The following is a 17682-nucleotide window of genomic DNA, read 5'->3' on the forward strand; positions in this document are numbered from 1 at the left end:
ACGGTGATGCTGTCGCCGGTATGGACGCCCATCGGATCGACATTCTCGATCGAGCAGATGATGATGCAATTGTCGTTGCGGTCCCGCACGACCTCCATCTCATATTCTTTCCATCCGAGCAGCGATTCCTCGATCAGCACCTCGGTGGTGGGCGACGCGTCGAGGCCGCCGCGCACGATGCTCACGAACTCGTCGCGATTATAGGCGATGCCGCCGCCGGTGCCGCCCATGGTGAAGCTGGGCCGGATGATCGCGGGAAGGCCGGTGAACTCCAGCGCGTCGAGCGCCTCCTCCATCGTATGCGCGATGCGCGAGCGGGCGGATTCAAGGCCGATCTTGTCCATCGCGTCGCGGAACTTGATCCGGTCCTCCGCCTTGTCGATGGCTTCTGCGTCCGCGCCGATCATCTGGACGCCGAACTTCTCCAGCGTGCCGTCGTTGAACAGCGCCAGCGCCGTGTTCAGCGCCGTCTGCCCACCCATGGTCGGCAGCACCGCGTCCGGCCGCTCCTTCTCGATGATCTTCGCCACGATTTCGGGCGTAATCGGCTCGACATAGGTCGCGTCGGCAAATTCCGGGTCGGTCATGATCGTGGCCGGGTTGGAATTAACGAGGATGATGCGATAGCCCTCTTCCTTGAGCGCCTTCACCGCCTGCGTGCCCGAATAGTCGAACTCGCACGCCTGGCCGATGATGATCGGCCCCGCGCCGATGATGAGGATGGAGGAGATGTCGGTGCGTTTGGGCATTAGTCTTCTTTTCTCTCTTCAACGGCCTCGTTCCCAATGAATCCAAGGCGCATTCCGTGCTCTTCAAGATTCGACGCCATCACAGCATCGGTCAGACATTCAGCACCGGGTTTGACTGGAATTGTGAGGAAATCTCTTTTATACGTGAAGCTATCTGGCCCCATCACTTCGAACGCGCTTCCCGGCTCAAGACCGCAGAAGGCTTCAAGCGAATTGAGATATTCGCTGAGAGGACGCCCGGCAGAGTAAGTGGGCAATGTGCCGACCTTACCAGCTTTGCGCAACTTTTCCTGGGCCATCGCCTTCATGAGCGCGCCAGATTCAGCCTCGTCATAAGCCTGATAGCGGGCACCAATTTCCGGTTCCTCGAATTCAACCGTTGCACGTGCCCATGTTGCAGCACGAATGCACTCGAACATCTTGTCCGTTGCACCGCCCGATGCCGCAATCGACAGCACATCACTTTGGTAGAGTTCTTCGTAGCGAAGTGATAACCCGGAGCGCGCAACGCCACAGCTTACTACGGCCTCGATGATCGGCACGTTGGATGGCGGCGGCAAATCAATCAATGCACGCCCCCCGCCTGCGCCTCGCAGCCCCAGCCGTCATATTCGACGCCGCAGAGGATTTCGATCTGGAGGCACTTTCTGGTCAGCGCGCGGATCGAGGCTTCGTCGACCGCCTGCACGCATTCGAGGAACAGGAACAGGTCGCCCTCCTCATCTTCTTCCCGGTCCAGTTCGACCATGCCGAACTGGCTGGCGATGGTCAGGACGCGTTCGAAATCCTGTTCGCTGCCCCGGAAGCTGACGTCCACCGGCCGCGCGATGCGCGCCACATCGCCATTGGCGGCGAGATTGGCGAGGACGTCCTTGTCCGCCTCCCACTCTGCCGCGAGGCGCGCTTCATCGACGGGAGGGAGGTTCTGACTCACGCCGCGACAGGCCCTTTGAGACCCTCCACGAACCGCTTGAACAGGTAGAAGCTGTCCTGCGGCCCCGGCGAGGCTTCGGGGTGATATTGCACCGAAAAGGCGTTTTTGTTCGTCAGTTCGATGCCGCAATTGCTGCCGTCGAACAGCGACACATGCGTGGCGCGCACATTGGCGGGCAGCGTGTCGGCGTCGACCGCGAAGCCATGGTTCATGCTGGTAATTTCGACCAGCCCGTCCGACAGGCGCTTGACCGGATGGTTCGCGCCTCTGTGGCCCTGATGCATCTTGATGGTCTTCGCGCCGACCGCGAGCCCGAGCAACTGGTGGCCAAGGCAGATGCCGAAGATCGGCATGTCCGCCTCCATCAGCGCCGCGATCACCGGCACGGCATATTCGCCAGTCGCGGCGGGATCGCCCGGACCGTTGGAGAGGAACACGCCGTCAGGCTTCTGCTCCATCACCTGCTCATAGGTGGCAGTGGCGGGCAGAACGGTGACGCGCGCGCCGGCCTTCACCAGATTGCGGAAGATGTTGTTCTTCGCGCCATAGTCGATCGCGACGACATGGGGGCGCTCCTCCCCCGCCTCATTCAGGCCATAGCCAAAGCCCAGCTTCCACACGCCGTCCTTCCACAGGCGGCTTTCCTTGCCCGTGACTTCGATGGCGAGGTCCATGCCCTCCAGACCCGGCCAGCTTGCAGCCTTCTGCGCCAGTGCGGCAATGTCGAACGCGCCGTCGGAATCATGGGCGATGACGACATTAGGCGCGCCCTTTTCCCGGATCATGCGGGTGAGCGCGCGGGTGTCGACGCCCGACAGGCCGACCCGGCCATGCGCCGCCATCCATTCGTCGAACGGCGCGACGTTGCGGAAATTGCTGGGCTCGGTCACATCCTGCCGCACGATGCAGCCCAGCGCATAGGGATTGTCGGCCTCGACATCCTCGTCATTGGTGCCGACATTGCCGATATGGGGGAAGGTGAAATTGATGATCTGCCCGGCATAACTGGGATCGGTCATAATCTCCTGATAGCCGGTGATGGACGTGTTGAAGCAGAGTTCGCCCACCGCATCGCCGACCGCGCCGAAGCCCCGTCCGAACACCGCGCTGCCATCGGCGAAAACCAATACCCCGGTGGCTCCTTTGGGCACGGTAAGGGTCTTGGCGTCTGCCATGGCTATGCGTTTCCTTATGCTTTTGCGGAGGCCCGTCTGGTGCGGGTTAAACGGCCGGTCAGGTAGGCGGGCGTCCCCCCAAGGTCAACGTCTGTTAAAAATCTCTTTTGCCGCTATATCTGGTCTTTTCCGAAAGAGACAGGATTCTATCGCCCATGATTCGCGAGCAGGTTAAGAGCGCCCAGGTTGAAGCGATGAAGGCGGGCGACAAGGAAAAGCTGGCCGCCGTCCGCCTGATCCTGGCGAAGCTGAAGGACCGCGACATCGAATTGCGCACCGCGACCAGCGTGCCTGACGATGACGCCGTGGTCGTGGACGTGCTGCAAAAGATGGTGAAGCAGCGCCGCGAATCGATCGAGATGTTCAAGAGCGGCGGCCGCGACGAACTGGCCGCCAAGGAAGAGGCCGAACTGGCCGTGATCGAAAGCTTCCTGCCCGCGCAGATGAGCGAGGACGACACCAGGGCCGCGATCGAAGCCATCAAGGCTGAGGTCGGGGCAACCAGCGTCAAGGATATGGGCAAGGTTATGGCGGTGCTGAAGGAACGTCATGGCAGCGTGATCGACATGAGCAAGGCGAGCGGGCTGGTGAAGGCGGCGCTCGTTTGAACGTCGCGGACAAATCCCCCTCCCGCTTGCGGGAAGGAGCCGGATCGCCCTACCACCCCCGTTCGTTTCGAGCGAAGTCGAGAAACGTCTTACACGGCGCTCGACACGCTTAGGGGTTCGGGCATAATCGGATAATGGCTTTCTGGACCTATATGCTCAAATGCGCGGATGGTCGCTATTCCACCGGACACACCGACAATCTGGAGCATCGCATAGGTCAACATCAATGCGGTCAGGGTAGCCGTTTCACTCGTGCGCGCCTCCCTGTCACGCTGGTCTGGAGCGAGGATTTCAGTAGTCGGATCGAGGCGCTCGAGACCGAACGCCTCATAGGCGGATGGTCGCGCGCCAAGAAGGAAGCGATGATAGCGAATAACTGGTCACTGGTCTCATATCTCGCGAAACCGCCCAAAGAGCGCGACACAGCAATCGTTCCGGTCGGTTCAAGCGAAGTGGAGAGGCGAGAAGAATGCGCTAGCCGTTTCTCGACTTCGCTCGAAACGAACGGATTGGGTATGCCAGATACCGAGCCACCCGCATGACCCTCACTCCGCAGTGGCTGGACGAACTGCGCGCGCGCACGTCGCTGTCGACGCTGATCGGCAAGTCGATCAAGGTGCAAAAGGCCGGGCGCGAATATAAGGCCTGTTGTCCGTTCCATAATGAAAAGACGCCCAGTTTCACGATCAACGATGAAAAGGGCTTTTATCATTGCTTCGGTTGCGGCGCGCATGGCGACGCGATCCGGTGGATGACCGACCAGCGCGGCCTGCCCTTCATGGAAGCGGTGAAGGAACTGGCCGCCACCGCCGGGATGGAAGTGCCCGCCGCCGATCCGCGCGCGGCCAAGCGCGCCGAACAGGCCAAGGGCCTGCATGAGGCAATGGCGGCGGCGCAGAGCTTCTTCGAGGATCAACTGGGCGGTCTGGATGGCGGGGAAGCGCGCGCTTATTTGGGACGCCGCGGCATTAGTGACGCCACGCGACGCGCCTTCGGCTTTGGCTATGCGCCCGACGCGCGCGGCAAACTCAAGACCGCGCTTCGGGACTTTGGCGAGCCGATGCTGGTCGAGGCCGGCTTGCTGATCGACCCTGACGGTGAACGCGACAGCTATGATCGGTTCCGGGGCCGGCTGATGCTCCCCATCCGCGATATTCGTGGACGGGTGATCGCCTTTGGCGGCCGCATCCTTGGCGATGGCGAACCCAAATATCTGAACTCGCCTGACACGCCCCTGTTCGACAAGGGGCGCACCCTCTACAATATCGACAAGGCGTCGCCCGCCAGCCGCCAGACCGGCCGCGTCATCGTGGTGGAAGGCTATATGGACGTGATCGCGCTGGCGCAGGCGGGCTTTGCGGATGCGGTGGCACCGCTCGGCACGGCGCTCACCGAACATCAGATCGAACGGCTGTGGAAGATGGTGGAGGTGCCGGTCCTCTGTTTCGACGGCGACGGTGCGGGCCAGAAGGCGGCGATCCGCGCCGCAATGCGCGCCCTGCCCCTGCTGCGCCCCGGTCACAGCCTGTGCTTTGCGACGCTGCCCAAAGGGCAGGACCCCGATGACCTGATCCGCGCGAACGGGCCGGCGGCAATGCAGGCCGTTTTGGACGATGCGCAACCGTTGATCGAACGGCTTTGGGCGCATGAGCTATCGGCCGCGCCGCTCGATACGCCCGAGCAGAAGGCCGCGCTCAAACAGCGATTGCGCGCGATATCGGACGCGATCGCCGATCCCGATGTGCGCGCCCATTATGCCCATGCATTTCGCGAGAGGTATGGCGCGCTGTTCTTCGCCCGGCGCGAGGCGGTGCCGTTCCAGCCGCGGGCTCCGGGCGGCGGCGGTGCGCAACGCTGGCAGCGTGACCGGCGCGGCAACTGGAAACCGCCCATCCCGCCGGCGGGGCAGGAGGCACGCGCGATCGGCGCGGGCGGCATGGAACAACGGCTGCTGCGCGCCGTTCTGGCCGCACTGCTGCGCCATCCCGAGCAGATCGCGCCGCATCGCGAGATGCTTTCCGGCCTCCACATCGCCGACCCGATGCTGGGTCAGTTGATGGGTGCGATGATTCGTTGCTCCTTCCACAAAGAAACAGTTGAAACAGAGGGCCTCCTTACCATATTGGGGCAAGGTGATGTGTATAATATGGCCAAGGGGATGCTCCGGGCCGACACATTCACACTCACCCCAAGCAGGATGACCACCGACCCCGATCGCGTTGCGCGCGATCTGGAGGAGGCCGTTCGGGTGATTGCGCAAGGGCCGGAGCTGGAAGCGGCGCTGGTGGAGGCTACGAGACGATTCGAAAGCGATTTCAGCGAGGCCAATTTCGCTGAACAGCAGCGCATCCGCGCACTGAAAGCCGATCATGATCGTCGTCTCGCGGAACTGGCGCAGTCCGAAGATAGTATTTGAACAAGGTTCGCCCTTTTGACGAAGGGCAGCGAAGCAAGGCGATTACATGGCGACCAAGGCGAACAGCAAGACCGGTGTGGCAGAGGGCGAAGATGGCGGCGATGCGCCGCTGCTCGACCTGAATGAAGCGTCCGTCAAGAAGCTGATCGCGCGCGCCAAGAAGCGCGGCTACATCACCTATGACGAATTGAACGATGCCCTGCCGCAGGACCAGATGTCGTCCGAGCAGATCGAGGACATCATGGCCGCGCTCAATGAGATGGGCGTCAATATCGTCGAGAATGAGGAAGCCAGCGAGGACGGCGACGAGCAGCGCGAGCGTGAGGATGCCGAAGACGCCGAGGACGAATCGAGCGACGATGACGGCCCCAAGCTCGTTACCGAGAAGAAGAAGGAAACCGTCGACCGCACCGATGATCCGGTGCGTATGTACCTGCGCGAAATGGGCGCGGTGGAACTGCTCAGCCGTGAGGGCGAGATCGCCATCGCCAAGCGGATCGAGGCCGGTCGCGATACGATGATCTTCGGGCTGTGTGAGAGCCCGACCACCTTCAACGCGATCATCGAATGGTCGACGGCGCTCAACAACGGCGAAATGCAGCTGCGCGAGATTCTGGATCTCGACGCCATGCTGTCGAAAGATCCCGCGCCCGAAAGCCTGGAAGAAGGCGCCGAGGATGAGGATGGCGAGATCAGCGAAAAGACCGCCGGTCCGAGCTTCAAGGAAGAGGAAGAGCCCGAGGAGGAATCCGCCGATGGGGACGAGGATGAGGACGGCCTGACCGAACGCCGCGCCCGCCGTAACGAGGAAGAAGAGGAAGAGGACAACACCCTTTCCCTCGCCCAGATGGAAGAGACGCTCAAGCCGATGGCGCTGGAGAAGTTCGCAACCATCACGGACATCTTTCGTAATTTCTCGCAGGCGCAGGAAGCGCGCATGCAGGCGATGGCGAACGGCGACGCATTGAGCCAGAAGGCCGAGGACGATTATCAGGCGCTGCGCGAAAGCCTGACAGCCGAGGTCGAAAGCGTCCAGTTCCATCAGCAGAAGATCGAATATCTGGTCGATCAGCTCTACGCCTATAACCGGCGCCTGACCGCGCTGGGCGGGCAGATGCTGCGTCTGGCCGAACGGCACAAGGTCAGCCGCAAGGATTTCCTCGATCGCTACGTCAATCATGAGCTGGACGATGGCTGGCTCGACAAGGTGAGCGGACTTGACAAGAAGTGGACGGCCTTTGCCGCCGCGGAGGGCCGTTCGGTCGACCGCATCCGCAACGAGATCGCCGAAATCGCACAGGCGACCGGCATGTCGCTGGGCGAATTCCGCCGCATCGTCAACATGGTGCAAAAGGGCGAGCGGGAAGCGCGCATCGCCAAGAAGGAAATGGTCGAGGCCAATCTGCGCCTCGTCATCTCCATTGCGAAGAAATATACGAACCGCGGCCTGCAATTTCTCGACCTCATTCAGGAAGGCAATATCGGCCTGATGAAAGCGGTCGATAAATTTGAATATCGTCGCGGTTACAAGTTCAGCACCTATGCCACCTGGTGGATACGTCAGGCGATCACTCGCTCGATCGCTGATCAGGCGCGCACCATCCGTATCCCGGTCCACATGATCGAGACGATCAACAAGCTGGTCCGCACCAGCCGCCAGTTCCTGCACGAGCAGGGCCGCGAGCCGACGCCCGAGGAAATGGCCGAGCGCCTGTCGATGCCGCTCGAAAAGGTGCGCAAGGTGATGAAGATCGCCAAGGAGCCCATCTCCCTCGAAACGCCGATCGGCGACGAGGAGGATTCGCATCTGGGCGATTTCATCGAGGACAAGAATGCGATCATCCCGGTGGATGCCGCAATTCAGGCGAACCTGAAGGAAACCGTCACCCGTGTCCTCGCCAGCCTCACCCCGCGTGAAGAGCGCGTGCTCCGCATGCGCTTTGGCATCGGCATGAACACCGATCATACGCTGGAGGAAGTGGGTCAGCAGTTCAGCGTGACCCGCGAGCGCATCCGACAGATCGAGGCGAAGGCGCTGCGCAAGCTTAAGCATCCGAGCCGGTCGCGTAAAATGCGCAGCTTTCTCGATCAGTAAAGCAATCTTAACCATGTTCGACGGAAAAGGGCGGCTTTCACGGTCGCCCTTTCTGATTCTGTAAACCGGGCGTTTACTCCGGATGCGTATGCCGGTGATGACCCCCGCACAGGCCGGGGCCTGACAGGGATTGGGACATGAGCGAAGCGGCACCGCGACTGCAGTCTGGCGACATTGCGCGCGTGCTCGATGCGCTGGTCGCGGCGGACGGAACGGCTGCCCACGCCTATGTCATCCGCGCACGCACGGGCCTTGCCAGCGAAGGATTGCTGTCGCTGCCCGACCTGGCCGATGCGGCATCCTATATGTGCCTGCTGCACGGCCGCCATCCCGGCGTCATCGACCATGCCGCCACCCGTTCGGCGGAAAATGCCGCACGTCAGTGGTTGATCGAGGCGGCCGACGCCTTTGCCGCCGAACGCACCTATCTGACCCAGGTTACGGTCGCCGCCGGCCCAGCTCCCAGCACGGCCGGTCAGGCCGATTGCGAAGCGGCGGTCAGTCAGCAGCGGCACGCGCTCGACACGCTGGCCCAGTCGGACCGGCGCGGCTGCGCCATGGGGGCGGCGATCGCCCTGGTGCTCGATTGGCGCGGCATGCGGCAGATGCTCGACATGGCGGCCATCCGCGCGGGCATCGAGCCGCACCCCTGCGCCCTGCCCGATCGCCTGACGACGCTGGACGTCGCGCGCGCGATCGGCGGCGACGACATCATCGACCGCGCAATCCAGTTTGGCGCGCGACAATTGCTCACCCAGCATCGCGGCCTGTGGGACCTGCTCGCCGCCCGCGCCAATCTGCGCGGCCGCGCCGGCCGATAGCCGCTTTCCCGATTGCGCGCCCGCGCGGCTTTCCCTAGTCCGGTTGCACGCAGCAACGGGAACGGACGGATTTCATGCGCTTTGAAGGCACCCAGGATTATGTCGCCACCGACGACCTGAAGGTCGCGGTCAACGCCGCAGTGCTGCTCCGCCGCCCGCTGCTGGTGAAGGGAGAGCCGGGCACCGGCAAGACCGTGCTCGCACAGGAGATTGCGCAGGCGCTGGATGCGCCGCTGATCGAATGGAACGTCAAGTCGACGACCAAGGCGCACCAGGGACTGTACGAATATGACGCCGTCGCCCGTTTGCGCGACGGGCAACTGGGCGATCCGCGCGTCCACGACATTTCCAACTATATTCGCAAGGGCAAGCTGTGGGAGGCGTTCACATCCCCGCGCCTGCCGGTGCTGCTGATCGACGAGATCGACAAGGCCGATATCGAATTTCCCAACGATCTGTTGCAGGAACTCGATCGCATGGCCTTCCATGTCTACGAAACGGGCGAGACGATCGCGGCGGCGGAACGCCCGGTCGTGGTCATCACCTCCAATAACGAAAAGGAATTGCCCGACGCTTTTCTGCGCCGCTGTTTCTTCCACTATATCAAATTCCCCGACCGGGAGACGATGGAGAAGATCGTCGAGGTGCATTTCCCCGGCATCCAGAAAATTCTGGTCAGCCGGGCGATGGAAATATTCTACGAGATTCGCGACGTGCCGGGACTGAAGAAAAAGCCCAGCACCAGCGAACTGCTGGATTGGCTGAAACTGCTGCTGGCCGAGGACATGCCGCTCGACGTGCTGCAAAACAGCGATTCGACCAAAGCGATCCCGCCGCTGCACGGGGCGCTGCTCAAGAATGAGCAGGATATCATGATGTTCGAGCGCCTTGCCTTCATGGCGCGCCGTCAGGGACGCTGAGCCATGGCACATCATGCCGGATGCCTTTGCGGTCAGGTGCGCATCACGATCGACGCCGAACCGACCGGCGCGCGTCATTGCTGGTGTCGGCTATGCCAATATCTGAGCGCAGGCGCCGGCACAGTGAACCTGGCTTTCCCCAGCGACGCTGTGCAGGTCAATGGCGACATACGCTGGCATGACAGCGTCGCCGACAGCGGCAATGCGATGCAGCGCGGTTTTTGCCCCCAGTGCGGAACGCCCCTGCTCAGCCGGGCGGAGGCGCGCCCCGCGGTCGTGATCGTCCGGGCCGGCGCGCTCGACAATCCATCGCTGCTGGCCCCGCAGATGGAAATCTGGACCAGCACCGCGCCCGATTGGGCCTGCCTTGATCCCGACATCCCCCATCATCCCGCGCAGAACCCGCAATAGCCGCGATTGGGGCTTGCGCGCGCCGGGCAAGCCTGTAGCCTCCCTTCCATAGTTCAAGGCCGCGCCAAGACGGTCTGGTTCTGGAGAGGGATGCCCATGACCGCACGCGCCTTGTTGCTTCTGCCCATCGCCCTTGGTCTGGCAACGCCCACGCTTGCGCAGACGGCGCAGGACATGGAAGCATGGACGCCGACCGCGACGGCCTTGCGCGCCAATGCGGCGGGGATCAGCCTGCCCCAGACAGTCGGCGGCCTCTCTCTCACCAAAAGCGGGGAAGCATCGAACGGAGGGCGCGCGGTCGATAATTACGCACAATATCTGTCGCAGGACGGCGCCGTCCAGGCCACCTTCTATGTCTATATGCCGACCTACGCCGACGCGTCGCTCGCCGCCTATATGACCGACAAGGCGATCATGGAGCGTTTTGGCGACAAGACCCGCCGGACCGCCTATCAAAGCGCGCCGGTCGATGGCCTTCCCCAGCGCGCCATTCGCGCGGTTTATGACGATGCCGCCGATGGCGCGCTGACGACCGCGGCAGGCTTCGTCCATGCCGGGCGCTGGATCGTCAAGATCCGCGTCACCGGCCCGACCGACCGTCGCAAGGATGTGCTAGCCGGCCTGGACGCGATGCTGGCCAGCTTGCAGGTCGAAGATAAGGCGTCGCTGCATATGACCGCTCCGGCGCACTTCGCCGCCTGCCCGGCATCGGACGCCGGCGAAGCCAGGCTGACGCCTGCGCAGGACGGGGCGCCTGCCCTGCCGCACGACGTGCGTATTCCTCGCGATGGCAAGGACAGGCTTTGCCTGCGGGGCGCGGTCGAGACCGCTGATGGCCGCTATGACATTCTTCAGCAGACCGGGCGCCGCGATGGCGCGATCATCGTGCCGGTCGATGACAGCGGCACCCTGCTCGCCTTTGATCCCGCCACGCCGGGCAAGGGCTATCAATTGTCCATCCATATGGTGGGCCAGACCGACCTTTACGGCACCTATGACAAGGTGCCCAGCCCGCGTCAGATCGCCGCCATCCTGGACGGGAAGGACCCGCAGACCGCACAGGCGCAGGCGATCGTCGCCTATGCCGCGACCGGTGAGGCGACGATGCAGCCGGGCCGCGCAGGTCGGCGCTGACATTCGCTTTCCTCCACCGCATTCCATCCTTTAAGACCCTCGCATGAAGCCCATCTCTGGCGCGACCCGCTTCGCGCGCATCCGCGCCCGGCTGGAGGCAATCCGGCTTGCACCCGGCCCGCGGGCATGGGCGTTCGAATTTTTGCTCTTTGGTTTCAAGCAGGGCTGGGCCTGCCTGTTCGGCGGGCTGATGCTGGCGCTGCTATTGGCCACGCATTTCCTGTACCCCGTCGGCGCTCCCCTCCACCGCTATGATTTCCTGACCCTGGCCGCGCTCGCGATCCAGGCGGCCATGTTGGCATTCCGCCTGGAAAGCTGGGCAGAGGCCAAGGTCATCTTCGCCTTCCACCTCATCGGCACAGTGATGGAATTGTTCAAGACGCAGGCGGGATCGTGGATCTATCCCGAAGCCAGCCTGCTCCATATCGGCGCAGTACCGCTCTTTTCCGGCTTCATGTATGCTGCCGTGGGCAGCTATATCGCGCGCGTCTGGCGCATCTTCGATTTCCGCTTCACCCGCTATCCGCCGGTCTGGACGACGGTGGTTCTGGCGGGCGCGATCTACATCAACTTCTTCGCGCATCATTGGGCGCCGGACATCCGCCTGATCCTCTTTGCGGTGGCAATCGGCCTGTTCGGGCGGAGCTGGATCGTCTTCACGCCTTGGCGGGCACCCCGGTCCATGCCCCTGCTGCTCGGCTTTTTCCTCGTCGCCCTGTTTATCTGGCTCGCCGAAAATATCGGCACTTTCGCCAATGCCTGGACCTACCCCGATCAGCGGGCGGGCTGGCAGATGGTCGGCATTGCCAAGCTCGGCAGCTGGTATCTACTCATGATCATCAGCTTCGTGCTGGTCTCATTGATCCATGGCATCCGTGGCGAAGACAATCAGATCAGATAGCCCACTTCATACAGTCCCCAGCGCCGGCCGCCGAAGACCAGCGGCACGAATACGCTGCGCAACGCCCGATAGCGTCCCTCCCCCAGATCCTGCCGATAGGTGAAGACGAAAAAGTCGCTCACGCCATCGAGCGCGCGGCGGGTTTGCGCATCCATGAATATCTGTCGATTGCGCGCATGCTCCATGTTCCACAGCCGTTCGCCGGGCCGCTGCGGCTGGCTGCGCGCGCTGATATGCGTCGGCAGATAGCCGTGCATGTCGATCAGGCAACAGCCCACCACCGCATCGTCCTGCGCACTGTGGCGGTCGAGCAGCGGACGCAGCGCCAAGTCGGCAAAAGCGGTGAATCCGGTCAGATATTGCGGGGGATCGGATCCCTCGATCCGCTGATATCCGGTATCGAACAGCGCTTCCATGCTCAGCGCGCCGCTGTCCAGGGCGTGGGTAATGCTCCCCCGAATCTCCTCAGCCCCCTGCTCGGCGAGTGCGATATAGGGGCTGTTACGCGTCACCTGCCCCCCATGCGCGGCCGTATTGAGCAAGGCGTTGGCCATCCGTTCCAGCCCATCCAGTTGCGCGCGCGCGGCGCCGACCCGCGCGGTGCTTTCCCGTGCTGACCGGCCGAAATCAGCCAGGCCCTGTGTCAGCACGTCGACTTCCTGGCTTGCGATGTCCGTGCAATGGACGATGGCGCCCGATCGCTCACCAAATTGCGTCACCAGCGATGCGATCTCCGCCAGGCGCAGGCGGAGCTGATCGATATGCATCCTCGCGCCCCGTCCGCGCGCAATATTATCTTCCACCCCTTGGATCAGCGCGCGCGCATCCTGATCCAGCTGCCCCAGCTTGATCGCGACGGAAGCCGAGGAATCGCCCGCCTGCTCGGCAAGCCGGCGGATTTCAGTGGCGACCACCGCAAACCCCTGTGTCGCCGCACCCCCGCGCGCGGCCTCGATCGCGGCGTTGACGCCCAGCAGCCGCGTCTGCCGGGCAATCGCGCCCAATTGCCCCGATACGTCGCCCACTGCTTCGATGACCGCCAGGAACTGGCGAAGACGCCCTTCCAGCCCAGTGACATGATCGACCAGCGCCACGACTTCGCCGAGCGACAGGCCGATGACATCATGACCGTCCGCAATGATCTGCTCGGCGCGTTGAGCGGTGAGGCTCAATTCGCGCGCCGCTGCCATGCTTTCCCCCTGGCTGGCCGACAATCGCCTCATATTGACCTGAAGGTCGTCGAGATGCGCCGCGTCCTTCTGGATGCGACGGTCCACGTCCCCCAAGAAGCCGGCAGTCTCACTGCACTGCAATGCGATATCGCCCGACCTCTCCCCCAAGTCGGCCAGTAAGCCCCTGTCTTTCAATATTTCCCCGCTATTCTGCCCTGCAACATGGATAGTGCCGGATTAACCATGCACTGCAACACTTAATATTCTGCCCGCGTCGGTGCGCGTTATGCTTGCATCGCCGTCCACGCTGGCGGACAAATGGATCATGTTGCTCAACTTTCTCGACGCGCTGCGCGCCGCCGGCATTCCTGCCAGCATCAAGGAACATCTGCTGCTGCTCGAAGCCCTGGATCGGGACGTCATTGCTCGCCGGCCGGAGGATTTCTATTATCTGGCCCGCGCCACTTATGTGAAGGATGAGGCGCTGCTCGATCGCTTCGATCAGGTCTTCGCGCGGATATTCAAGGGTATAGTCAGTGAGGAAGGGGTTGACGCGGACATCCCCGAAGAGTGGCTGCGCCTGGTCGCCGAGAAATTCCTCAGCCCCGAGGAGATGGAAAAGATCAAGTCTCTGGGCGACTGGGACGAGATCATGAAGACGCTCAAGGAACGGCTGGAAGAACAGAAGGACCGGCATCAGGGCGGCAACAAATGGATCGGCACGGGCGGCACGTCCCCCTTCGGTCATGGCGGCTATAATCCCGAAGGCGTCCGGATCGGCGGGGAAAGCCGGCACAAGCGCGCGATCAAGGTGTGGGAGAAGCGCGAATTCGCCAATCTCGATAATCAAAAGGAATTGGGCACGCGCAACATCAAGGTCGCGCTGCGCCGCCTGCGCCGCTTCGCGCGCGAGGGCGCGGCTGAGGAACTGGACCTCGACGCGACCATCCGCGGCACCGCGCGCCAAGGCTGGCTAGACATCCGCATGCGGCCCGAGCGGCACAATGCGGTCAAGCTGCTGCTGTTCCTCGACGTAGGCGGGTCGATGGACCCTTTCGTCACGCTGTGCGAGGAGCTGTTTTCCGCCGCGACCGGCGAGTTCAAGAATATGGAATTCTTCTATTTCCACAATTGCCTGTACGAAGGCGTATGGAAGGATAATCGCCGCCGCTTTTCGGAACGGACACCCACCTGGGACATCCTCCACAAATATGGCCATGACTATAAGGTGATCTTCGTCGGCGATGCGGCGATGAGCCCCTATGAAATCAGCCACCCGGGCGGCTCAGTGGAGCATATGAACGAAGAAGCGGGCGCCGTCTGGCTGCAGCGGGTGACGCACACCTATCCCGCGACCGTCTGGCTTAACCCCGCGGCGCAGGCGCATTGGACCTACAGCCAGTCGACGCAGATCATCCGCCACCTGTTTCAGGGTCGGATGTTTCCGCTGACGCTGGGCGGTATCGACGCGGCGATGCGGGAACTGACCCGCAAGCGGTAACGGTTTGGACGCGACGGCAGCGACCGGCGCTTCTAATGGACCAACCGGTCGAGCGTCGTAACCAGGTGCCGCATATCGGTCGGCTTGGCGATGACGGGAGCATCCGGGTGCGCGCCGATCACCGCATGATGTGCCGCCCCCGAGCAGAAAATATAGGGAATGCCATAATTGTCGAGATCATCGGCCAACAGGCCCGCATCGCTATCCTGCAATGTTAGGTCCAGGACAGCGCCAGCAGGAAAATGCTTGGCAAGGGCCGCCATGCCGTCGGCCAGCGTGCCATAGGGCCCATCCACGGCATAATCGGCCTCCTCCAGCATGTCCGCGATCATCGCGGCGACACGAGGGTCATCCTCCACCAGCAATATGCGGCGCGTCTCGGCCATGGCGGTCACTCCAGCCCGAAATGCGCGCGGTAACGATCAAAACACCGCGCACCGCAGCGCAGGCGTATGAGCGCCCCTTCGGCCATGGCGGTGGCGCGGCGCGGATCTGCCGCCACCAACGGCTTGATCGCTTCCTCGTTCCAGTCAGCGCTATGCTTGATGTCCAGCACAGCGTGCAGGTCGAAATAGCGACGCTGGCTGTTCGACAGGCCCAGACGCCGCAATGCGCGCGCCGTATGCGCGGACCGGCCGGGCGCCGTCAATTCGATGACACCCAGCGCGCCGACGCTGTGCCATGTATAGCAACGCTGCGTCGCCATCGCCGTCATCGCATTGGCCAGCGCCAGGCTTTCCCAGACGGTGTGCTCGATGCAGGTGTCGAGGTCGAGCAAATCAACGAGTTGCCCCAGCATTGGACCGTGCATGCCCTTAATGTTGCCCCGGCCCATTTCATCCCAGTAGTTGCGCGCCAATTCCATCTTGGCGCGGTCCGGGATCTTGACCTGCGTCATGGCCACCAGATCGTCAAAGCCCGCCTCGCCGGCCGCTTCCTGCGACAGGAACCAGCGGAGATGATCCATCCGCGCTTCATCTGCCAGCCAGGGAAAGAGGCGATCTTCCTGGCCCGGCCCCGTCGCCTTGAGCGCTTCGAACCAGGCGATGAACCCGTCAACATCAGTCGGCGCTTGGGCTGCTTCAATGCGCACTTCCGCGCGCAATTCCTCGATAAAGGCGTGTTCGAGCCGCGCCATCCGCTGATCTTCATTGAACCGGTCTGCCGACCAGTCATCGGGAAAGGCGGGAGAAAGCCGTCGTCGGTTCCAACGGCTCAGCTGCTGCTGGAACGAATCCTGGAGAAATTGGGATTCCTCGTCCTTGAGTTGGGTCGCCACGTTCAGACCTTTCCTATGTGTTGCCAATCCAATCCCGAAGACAGGCTCCGCGTTCCGACAAAAGCGACTAACCTATGTCAGGCGTGGTCGATCCTGTTGACGGTCAGCCGCCACTGGGCGCATTCACCCCGACACCCGACAGACAGGAGCAATGCCATTCACCCCCTGGACACGCCGATCTGGAACAGCCTCCATGGCGGATGGGCCGCGCTGGCGCAGGGCGACGCGCAGGCGGTAAGGCTGGACCCCGAATATGGTCCCTTCGCCGCCACCGCCAGGGCGTCGGCGCAGGATATGGATGCGCTGGCTATCCTGATGCCGCCAGAAGGGGAGACGTGGCTGCTGGGCCGCGACGCGCTGGCCCCACCGCCGGCTGGCACGCAGGTTGTTCGCACCGCCATGCTGGCGCAGATGATCGCGGAACGGCCCGTGGATGTCGGCGAAGAGGAACCGGACTGGCAGGAACTGGACGAAGCGGACGCGCCCGACATGCTGGCGCTGGCGCTGCTTACCCGACCCGGCCCCTTTCGCGCCCGCACGCATCGCCTGGGCCGATTCATCGGCGTACGTGAAGGGGGCCGCCTGATCGCGATGGCGGGCGAGCGGATGCGGATGCCCGGCTTTGCCGAAATCAGCGGCGTGTGCACCCATCCCGACCATCGCGGTCGCGGCCTGGCTGGCCAGCTGATGCGCCGGATCATGCAGCGGATGAAGACATGCGGCGAAACGCCGTTCCTTCACGCCTATGCCAGCCACGACCGGACGATCGCGCTCTATCGCACCTTGGGTTTTTCGGTGCGTGCGCAGTTGCCGATGATAGTGCTCGCCAAAGCCTGACGCGCTATGAAAAAAGGCCGGCGGATCGCTCCGCCGGCCTCTTCCCAATTTTCGTGGATCCGCGGACTTAGAAGTCCATGCCGCCCATGCCGCCCATGCCGCCCGGCATCGCGGGAGCAGCGGACTTGTCTTCCGGCAGCTCGGCGATGGTGGCTTCGGTGGTGATCAGCAAACCAGCGACCGAGGCAGCGTTCTGGAGCGCGGTGCGCACGACCTTGGTCGGGTCGATGACGCCGGCGGCGACCAGATTTTCATAGGTGTCGGTCGACGCGTTGAAGCCGAACGACGTGTCGGTCTGGTCGAGCAGCTTGCCCGAAACGACCGCGCCGTCATGGCCGGCGTTTGCCGCGATCTGGCGAACCAGGGCGGTCAACGACTTGCGAACGATGTCGATGCCGCGGGTCTGGTCATCATTGACACCGGTCAGGCCTTCAATCGCCTTGGTCGCGTAGAGCAGCGCGGTGCCGCCACCGGGGACGATGCCTTCTTCAACGGCCGCACGGGTGGCGTGCAGCGCGTCGTCGACGCGGTCCTTGCGCTCCTTGACTTCCACTTCGGTCGCGCCGCCAACCTTGATGACGGCCACGCCGCCGGCCAGCTTGGCAAGACGCTCCTGCAGCTTTTCACGGTCATAGTCCGAGGTGGTGTTCTCGATCTGCGAGCGGATCTGCTCGGTGCGGCCCTTGATCGAGTCGGCATCGCCAGCACCATCGACGATGGTGGTGTTGT

At 62.9% G+C, this 17682-nt stretch carries 18 protein-coding genes and 1 pseudogene; 11 read left to right on the plus strand and 8 right to left on the minus strand.

Features of this window, described 5'->3' with window-relative positions:
- The 4 genes and pseudogenes from B2V90_RS03685 to carA form a co-directional block, all read right to left on the minus strand.
- Positions 1-749 (minus strand): annotated as a pseudogene (locus B2V90_RS03685) (carbamoyl phosphate synthase large subunit); the annotation flags it as partial.
- Entirely contained in the window at positions 749-1318 is a 570-nt protein-coding gene (locus B2V90_RS03690; protein WP_228220318.1) for a hypothetical protein, read from the minus strand. The gene B2V90_RS03690 and the pseudogene B2V90_RS03685, both read right to left, overlap by 1 nt.
- Complete coding sequence (locus B2V90_RS03695; protein ID WP_228220319.1) at positions 1315-1683, minus strand: ribonuclease E inhibitor RraB; 369 nt, start codon at positions 1681-1683, stop codon at positions 1315-1317. The genes B2V90_RS03690 and B2V90_RS03695 overlap by 4 nt, the downstream gene beginning before the upstream one ends.
- On the minus strand, positions 1680-2858 hold the full coding sequence (carA, locus tag B2V90_RS03700; protein ID WP_228220320.1) for a glutamine-hydrolyzing carbamoyl-phosphate synthase small subunit: 1179 nt from the start codon (positions 2856-2858) through the stop codon (positions 1680-1682). Before carA ends, B2V90_RS03695 begins: the two co-directional genes overlap by 4 nt.
- Before the next feature lie 155 nt (positions 2859-3013).
- Here carA and B2V90_RS03705 point away from each other — a divergent pair, with 155 nt between their 5' ends.
- The 9 genes from B2V90_RS03705 (at position 3014) to B2V90_RS03745 (ending at position 12164) form a co-directional block, all read left to right on the plus strand.
- Positions 3014-3466: a GatB/YqeY domain-containing protein gene (locus B2V90_RS03705; RefSeq protein ID WP_228220321.1), complete on the plus strand. Its 453-nt coding sequence runs from the start codon at positions 3014-3016 to the stop codon at positions 3464-3466.
- Between the two features lie 134 nt (positions 3467-3600).
- The gene (locus tag B2V90_RS03710; protein WP_228220322.1) at positions 3601-4008 is read left to right on the plus strand and encodes a GIY-YIG nuclease family protein; all 408 of its coding nucleotides are present in this window, start codon (positions 3601-3603) and stop codon (positions 4006-4008) included.
- On the plus strand, positions 4005-5882 hold the full coding sequence (gene dnaG / locus B2V90_RS03715; RefSeq protein ID WP_228220323.1) for a DNA primase: 1878 nt from the start codon (positions 4005-4007) through the stop codon (positions 5880-5882). Before B2V90_RS03710 ends, dnaG begins: the two co-directional genes overlap by 4 nt.
- A 46-nt stretch (positions 5883-5928) precedes the next feature.
- Positions 5929-7977, plus strand: coding sequence for an RNA polymerase sigma factor RpoD (rpoD, locus tag B2V90_RS03720; protein WP_009821413.1), 2049 nt, complete (start codon positions 5929-5931; stop codon positions 7975-7977).
- A 137-nt stretch (positions 7978-8114) separates the two neighbouring features.
- Positions 8115-8798: a DUF6975 family protein gene (locus B2V90_RS03725; RefSeq protein ID WP_009821412.1), complete on the plus strand. Its 684-nt coding sequence runs from the start codon at positions 8115-8117 to the stop codon at positions 8796-8798.
- A gap of 74 nt (positions 8799-8872) precedes the next feature.
- Positions 8873-9718, plus strand: a complete 846-nt coding sequence (locus B2V90_RS03730; protein WP_009821411.1) for an AAA family ATPase — start codon at positions 8873-8875, stop codon at positions 9716-9718.
- A gap of 3 nt (positions 9719-9721) precedes the next feature.
- Positions 9722-10129, plus strand: coding sequence for a GFA family protein (locus B2V90_RS03735; protein ID WP_228220324.1), 408 nt, complete (start codon positions 9722-9724; stop codon positions 10127-10129).
- 96 nt (positions 10130-10225) lie between these two features.
- The gene (locus B2V90_RS03740; RefSeq protein WP_228220325.1) at positions 10226-11263 is read left to right on the plus strand and encodes a hypothetical protein; all 1038 of its coding nucleotides are present in this window, start codon (positions 10226-10228) and stop codon (positions 11261-11263) included.
- Between the two features lie 43 nt (positions 11264-11306).
- The gene (locus tag B2V90_RS03745; protein ID WP_228220326.1) at positions 11307-12164 is read left to right on the plus strand and encodes a DUF817 domain-containing protein; all 858 of its coding nucleotides are present in this window, start codon (positions 11307-11309) and stop codon (positions 12162-12164) included.
- Here the strand turns inward: B2V90_RS03745 and B2V90_RS03750 are convergent.
- Positions 12152-13441, minus strand: coding sequence for a methyl-accepting chemotaxis protein (locus tag B2V90_RS03750; protein WP_414711573.1), 1290 nt, complete (start codon positions 13439-13441; stop codon positions 12152-12154). The genes B2V90_RS03745 and B2V90_RS03750 overlap by 13 nt on opposite strands.
- Before the next feature lie 220 nt (positions 13442-13661).
- Between B2V90_RS03750 and B2V90_RS03755 the strand changes: the two genes are divergently transcribed.
- Positions 13662-14837, plus strand: coding sequence for a vWA domain-containing protein (locus tag B2V90_RS03755; RefSeq protein WP_228220554.1), 1176 nt, complete (start codon positions 13662-13664; stop codon positions 14835-14837).
- 32 nt (positions 14838-14869) lie between these two features.
- Here the strand turns inward: B2V90_RS03755 and B2V90_RS03760 are convergent, their stop codons facing one another.
- Positions 14870-15223: a response regulator gene (locus tag B2V90_RS03760; protein ID WP_009821405.1), complete on the minus strand. Its 354-nt coding sequence runs from the start codon at positions 15221-15223 to the stop codon at positions 14870-14872.
- Between the two features lie 5 nt (positions 15224-15228).
- Positions 15229-16116 carry an iron-containing redox enzyme family protein gene (locus tag B2V90_RS03765; RefSeq protein WP_228220328.1) on the minus strand — a complete coding sequence of 296 codons (888 nt, stop codon included), beginning with the start codon at positions 16114-16116 and terminating at the stop codon, positions 15229-15231.
- A gap of 156 nt (positions 16117-16272) precedes the next feature.
- On the opposite strand from B2V90_RS03765, the gene B2V90_RS03770 reads away from it, so the two are divergent.
- Positions 16273-16953, plus strand: coding sequence for a GNAT family N-acetyltransferase (locus B2V90_RS03770; RefSeq protein ID WP_228220555.1), 681 nt, complete (start codon positions 16273-16275; stop codon positions 16951-16953).
- A gap of 67 nt (positions 16954-17020) precedes the next feature.
- Here the strand turns inward: B2V90_RS03770 and B2V90_RS03775 are convergent.
- A partial coding sequence (locus B2V90_RS03775) for a TCP-1/cpn60 chaperonin family protein (RefSeq protein ID WP_293919691.1) occupies positions 17021-17682 on the minus strand: 662 nt, incomplete at its 5' end.

The organism is Sphingobium sp. UBA5915 (assembly GCF_002431195.1).
Taxonomy (GTDB): domain Bacteria; phylum Pseudomonadota; class Alphaproteobacteria; order Sphingomonadales; family Sphingomonadaceae; genus Sphingobium; species Sphingobium soli.

Coding starts and splice junctions, on each gene's coding strand:
- carA (WP_228220320.1), bottom strand. CDS start 2,858: ATGGCAGACGCCAAGACCCTTACCGTGCCCAAAGGAGCCACCGGGGTA.
- B2V90_RS03705 (WP_228220321.1), top strand. CDS start 3,014: ATGATTCGCGAGCAGGTTAAGAGCGCCCAGGTTGAAGCGATGAAGGCG.
- B2V90_RS03710 (WP_228220322.1), top strand. CDS start 3,601: ATGGCTTTCTGGACCTATATGCTCAAATGCGCGGATGGTCGCTATTCC.
- dnaG (WP_228220323.1), top strand. CDS start 4,005: ATGACCCTCACTCCGCAGTGGCTGGACGAACTGCGCGCGCGCACGTCG.
- rpoD (WP_009821413.1), top strand. CDS start 5,929: ATGGCGACCAAGGCGAACAGCAAGACCGGTGTGGCAGAGGGCGAAGAT.
- B2V90_RS03725 (WP_009821412.1), top strand. CDS start 8,115: ATGAGCGAAGCGGCACCGCGACTGCAGTCTGGCGACATTGCGCGCGTG.
- B2V90_RS03730 (WP_009821411.1), top strand. CDS start 8,873: ATGCGCTTTGAAGGCACCCAGGATTATGTCGCCACCGACGACCTGAAG.
- B2V90_RS03735 (WP_228220324.1), top strand. CDS start 9,722: ATGGCACATCATGCCGGATGCCTTTGCGGTCAGGTGCGCATCACGATC.
- B2V90_RS03740 (WP_228220325.1), top strand. CDS start 10,226: ATGACCGCACGCGCCTTGTTGCTTCTGCCCATCGCCCTTGGTCTGGCA.
- B2V90_RS03745 (WP_228220326.1), top strand. CDS start 11,307: ATGAAGCCCATCTCTGGCGCGACCCGCTTCGCGCGCATCCGCGCCCGG.
- B2V90_RS03755 (WP_228220554.1), top strand. CDS start 13,662: ATGTTGCTCAACTTTCTCGACGCGCTGCGCGCCGCCGGCATTCCTGCC.
- B2V90_RS03760 (WP_009821405.1), bottom strand. CDS start 15,223: ATGGCCGAGACGCGCCGCATATTGCTGGTGGAGGATGACCCTCGTGTC.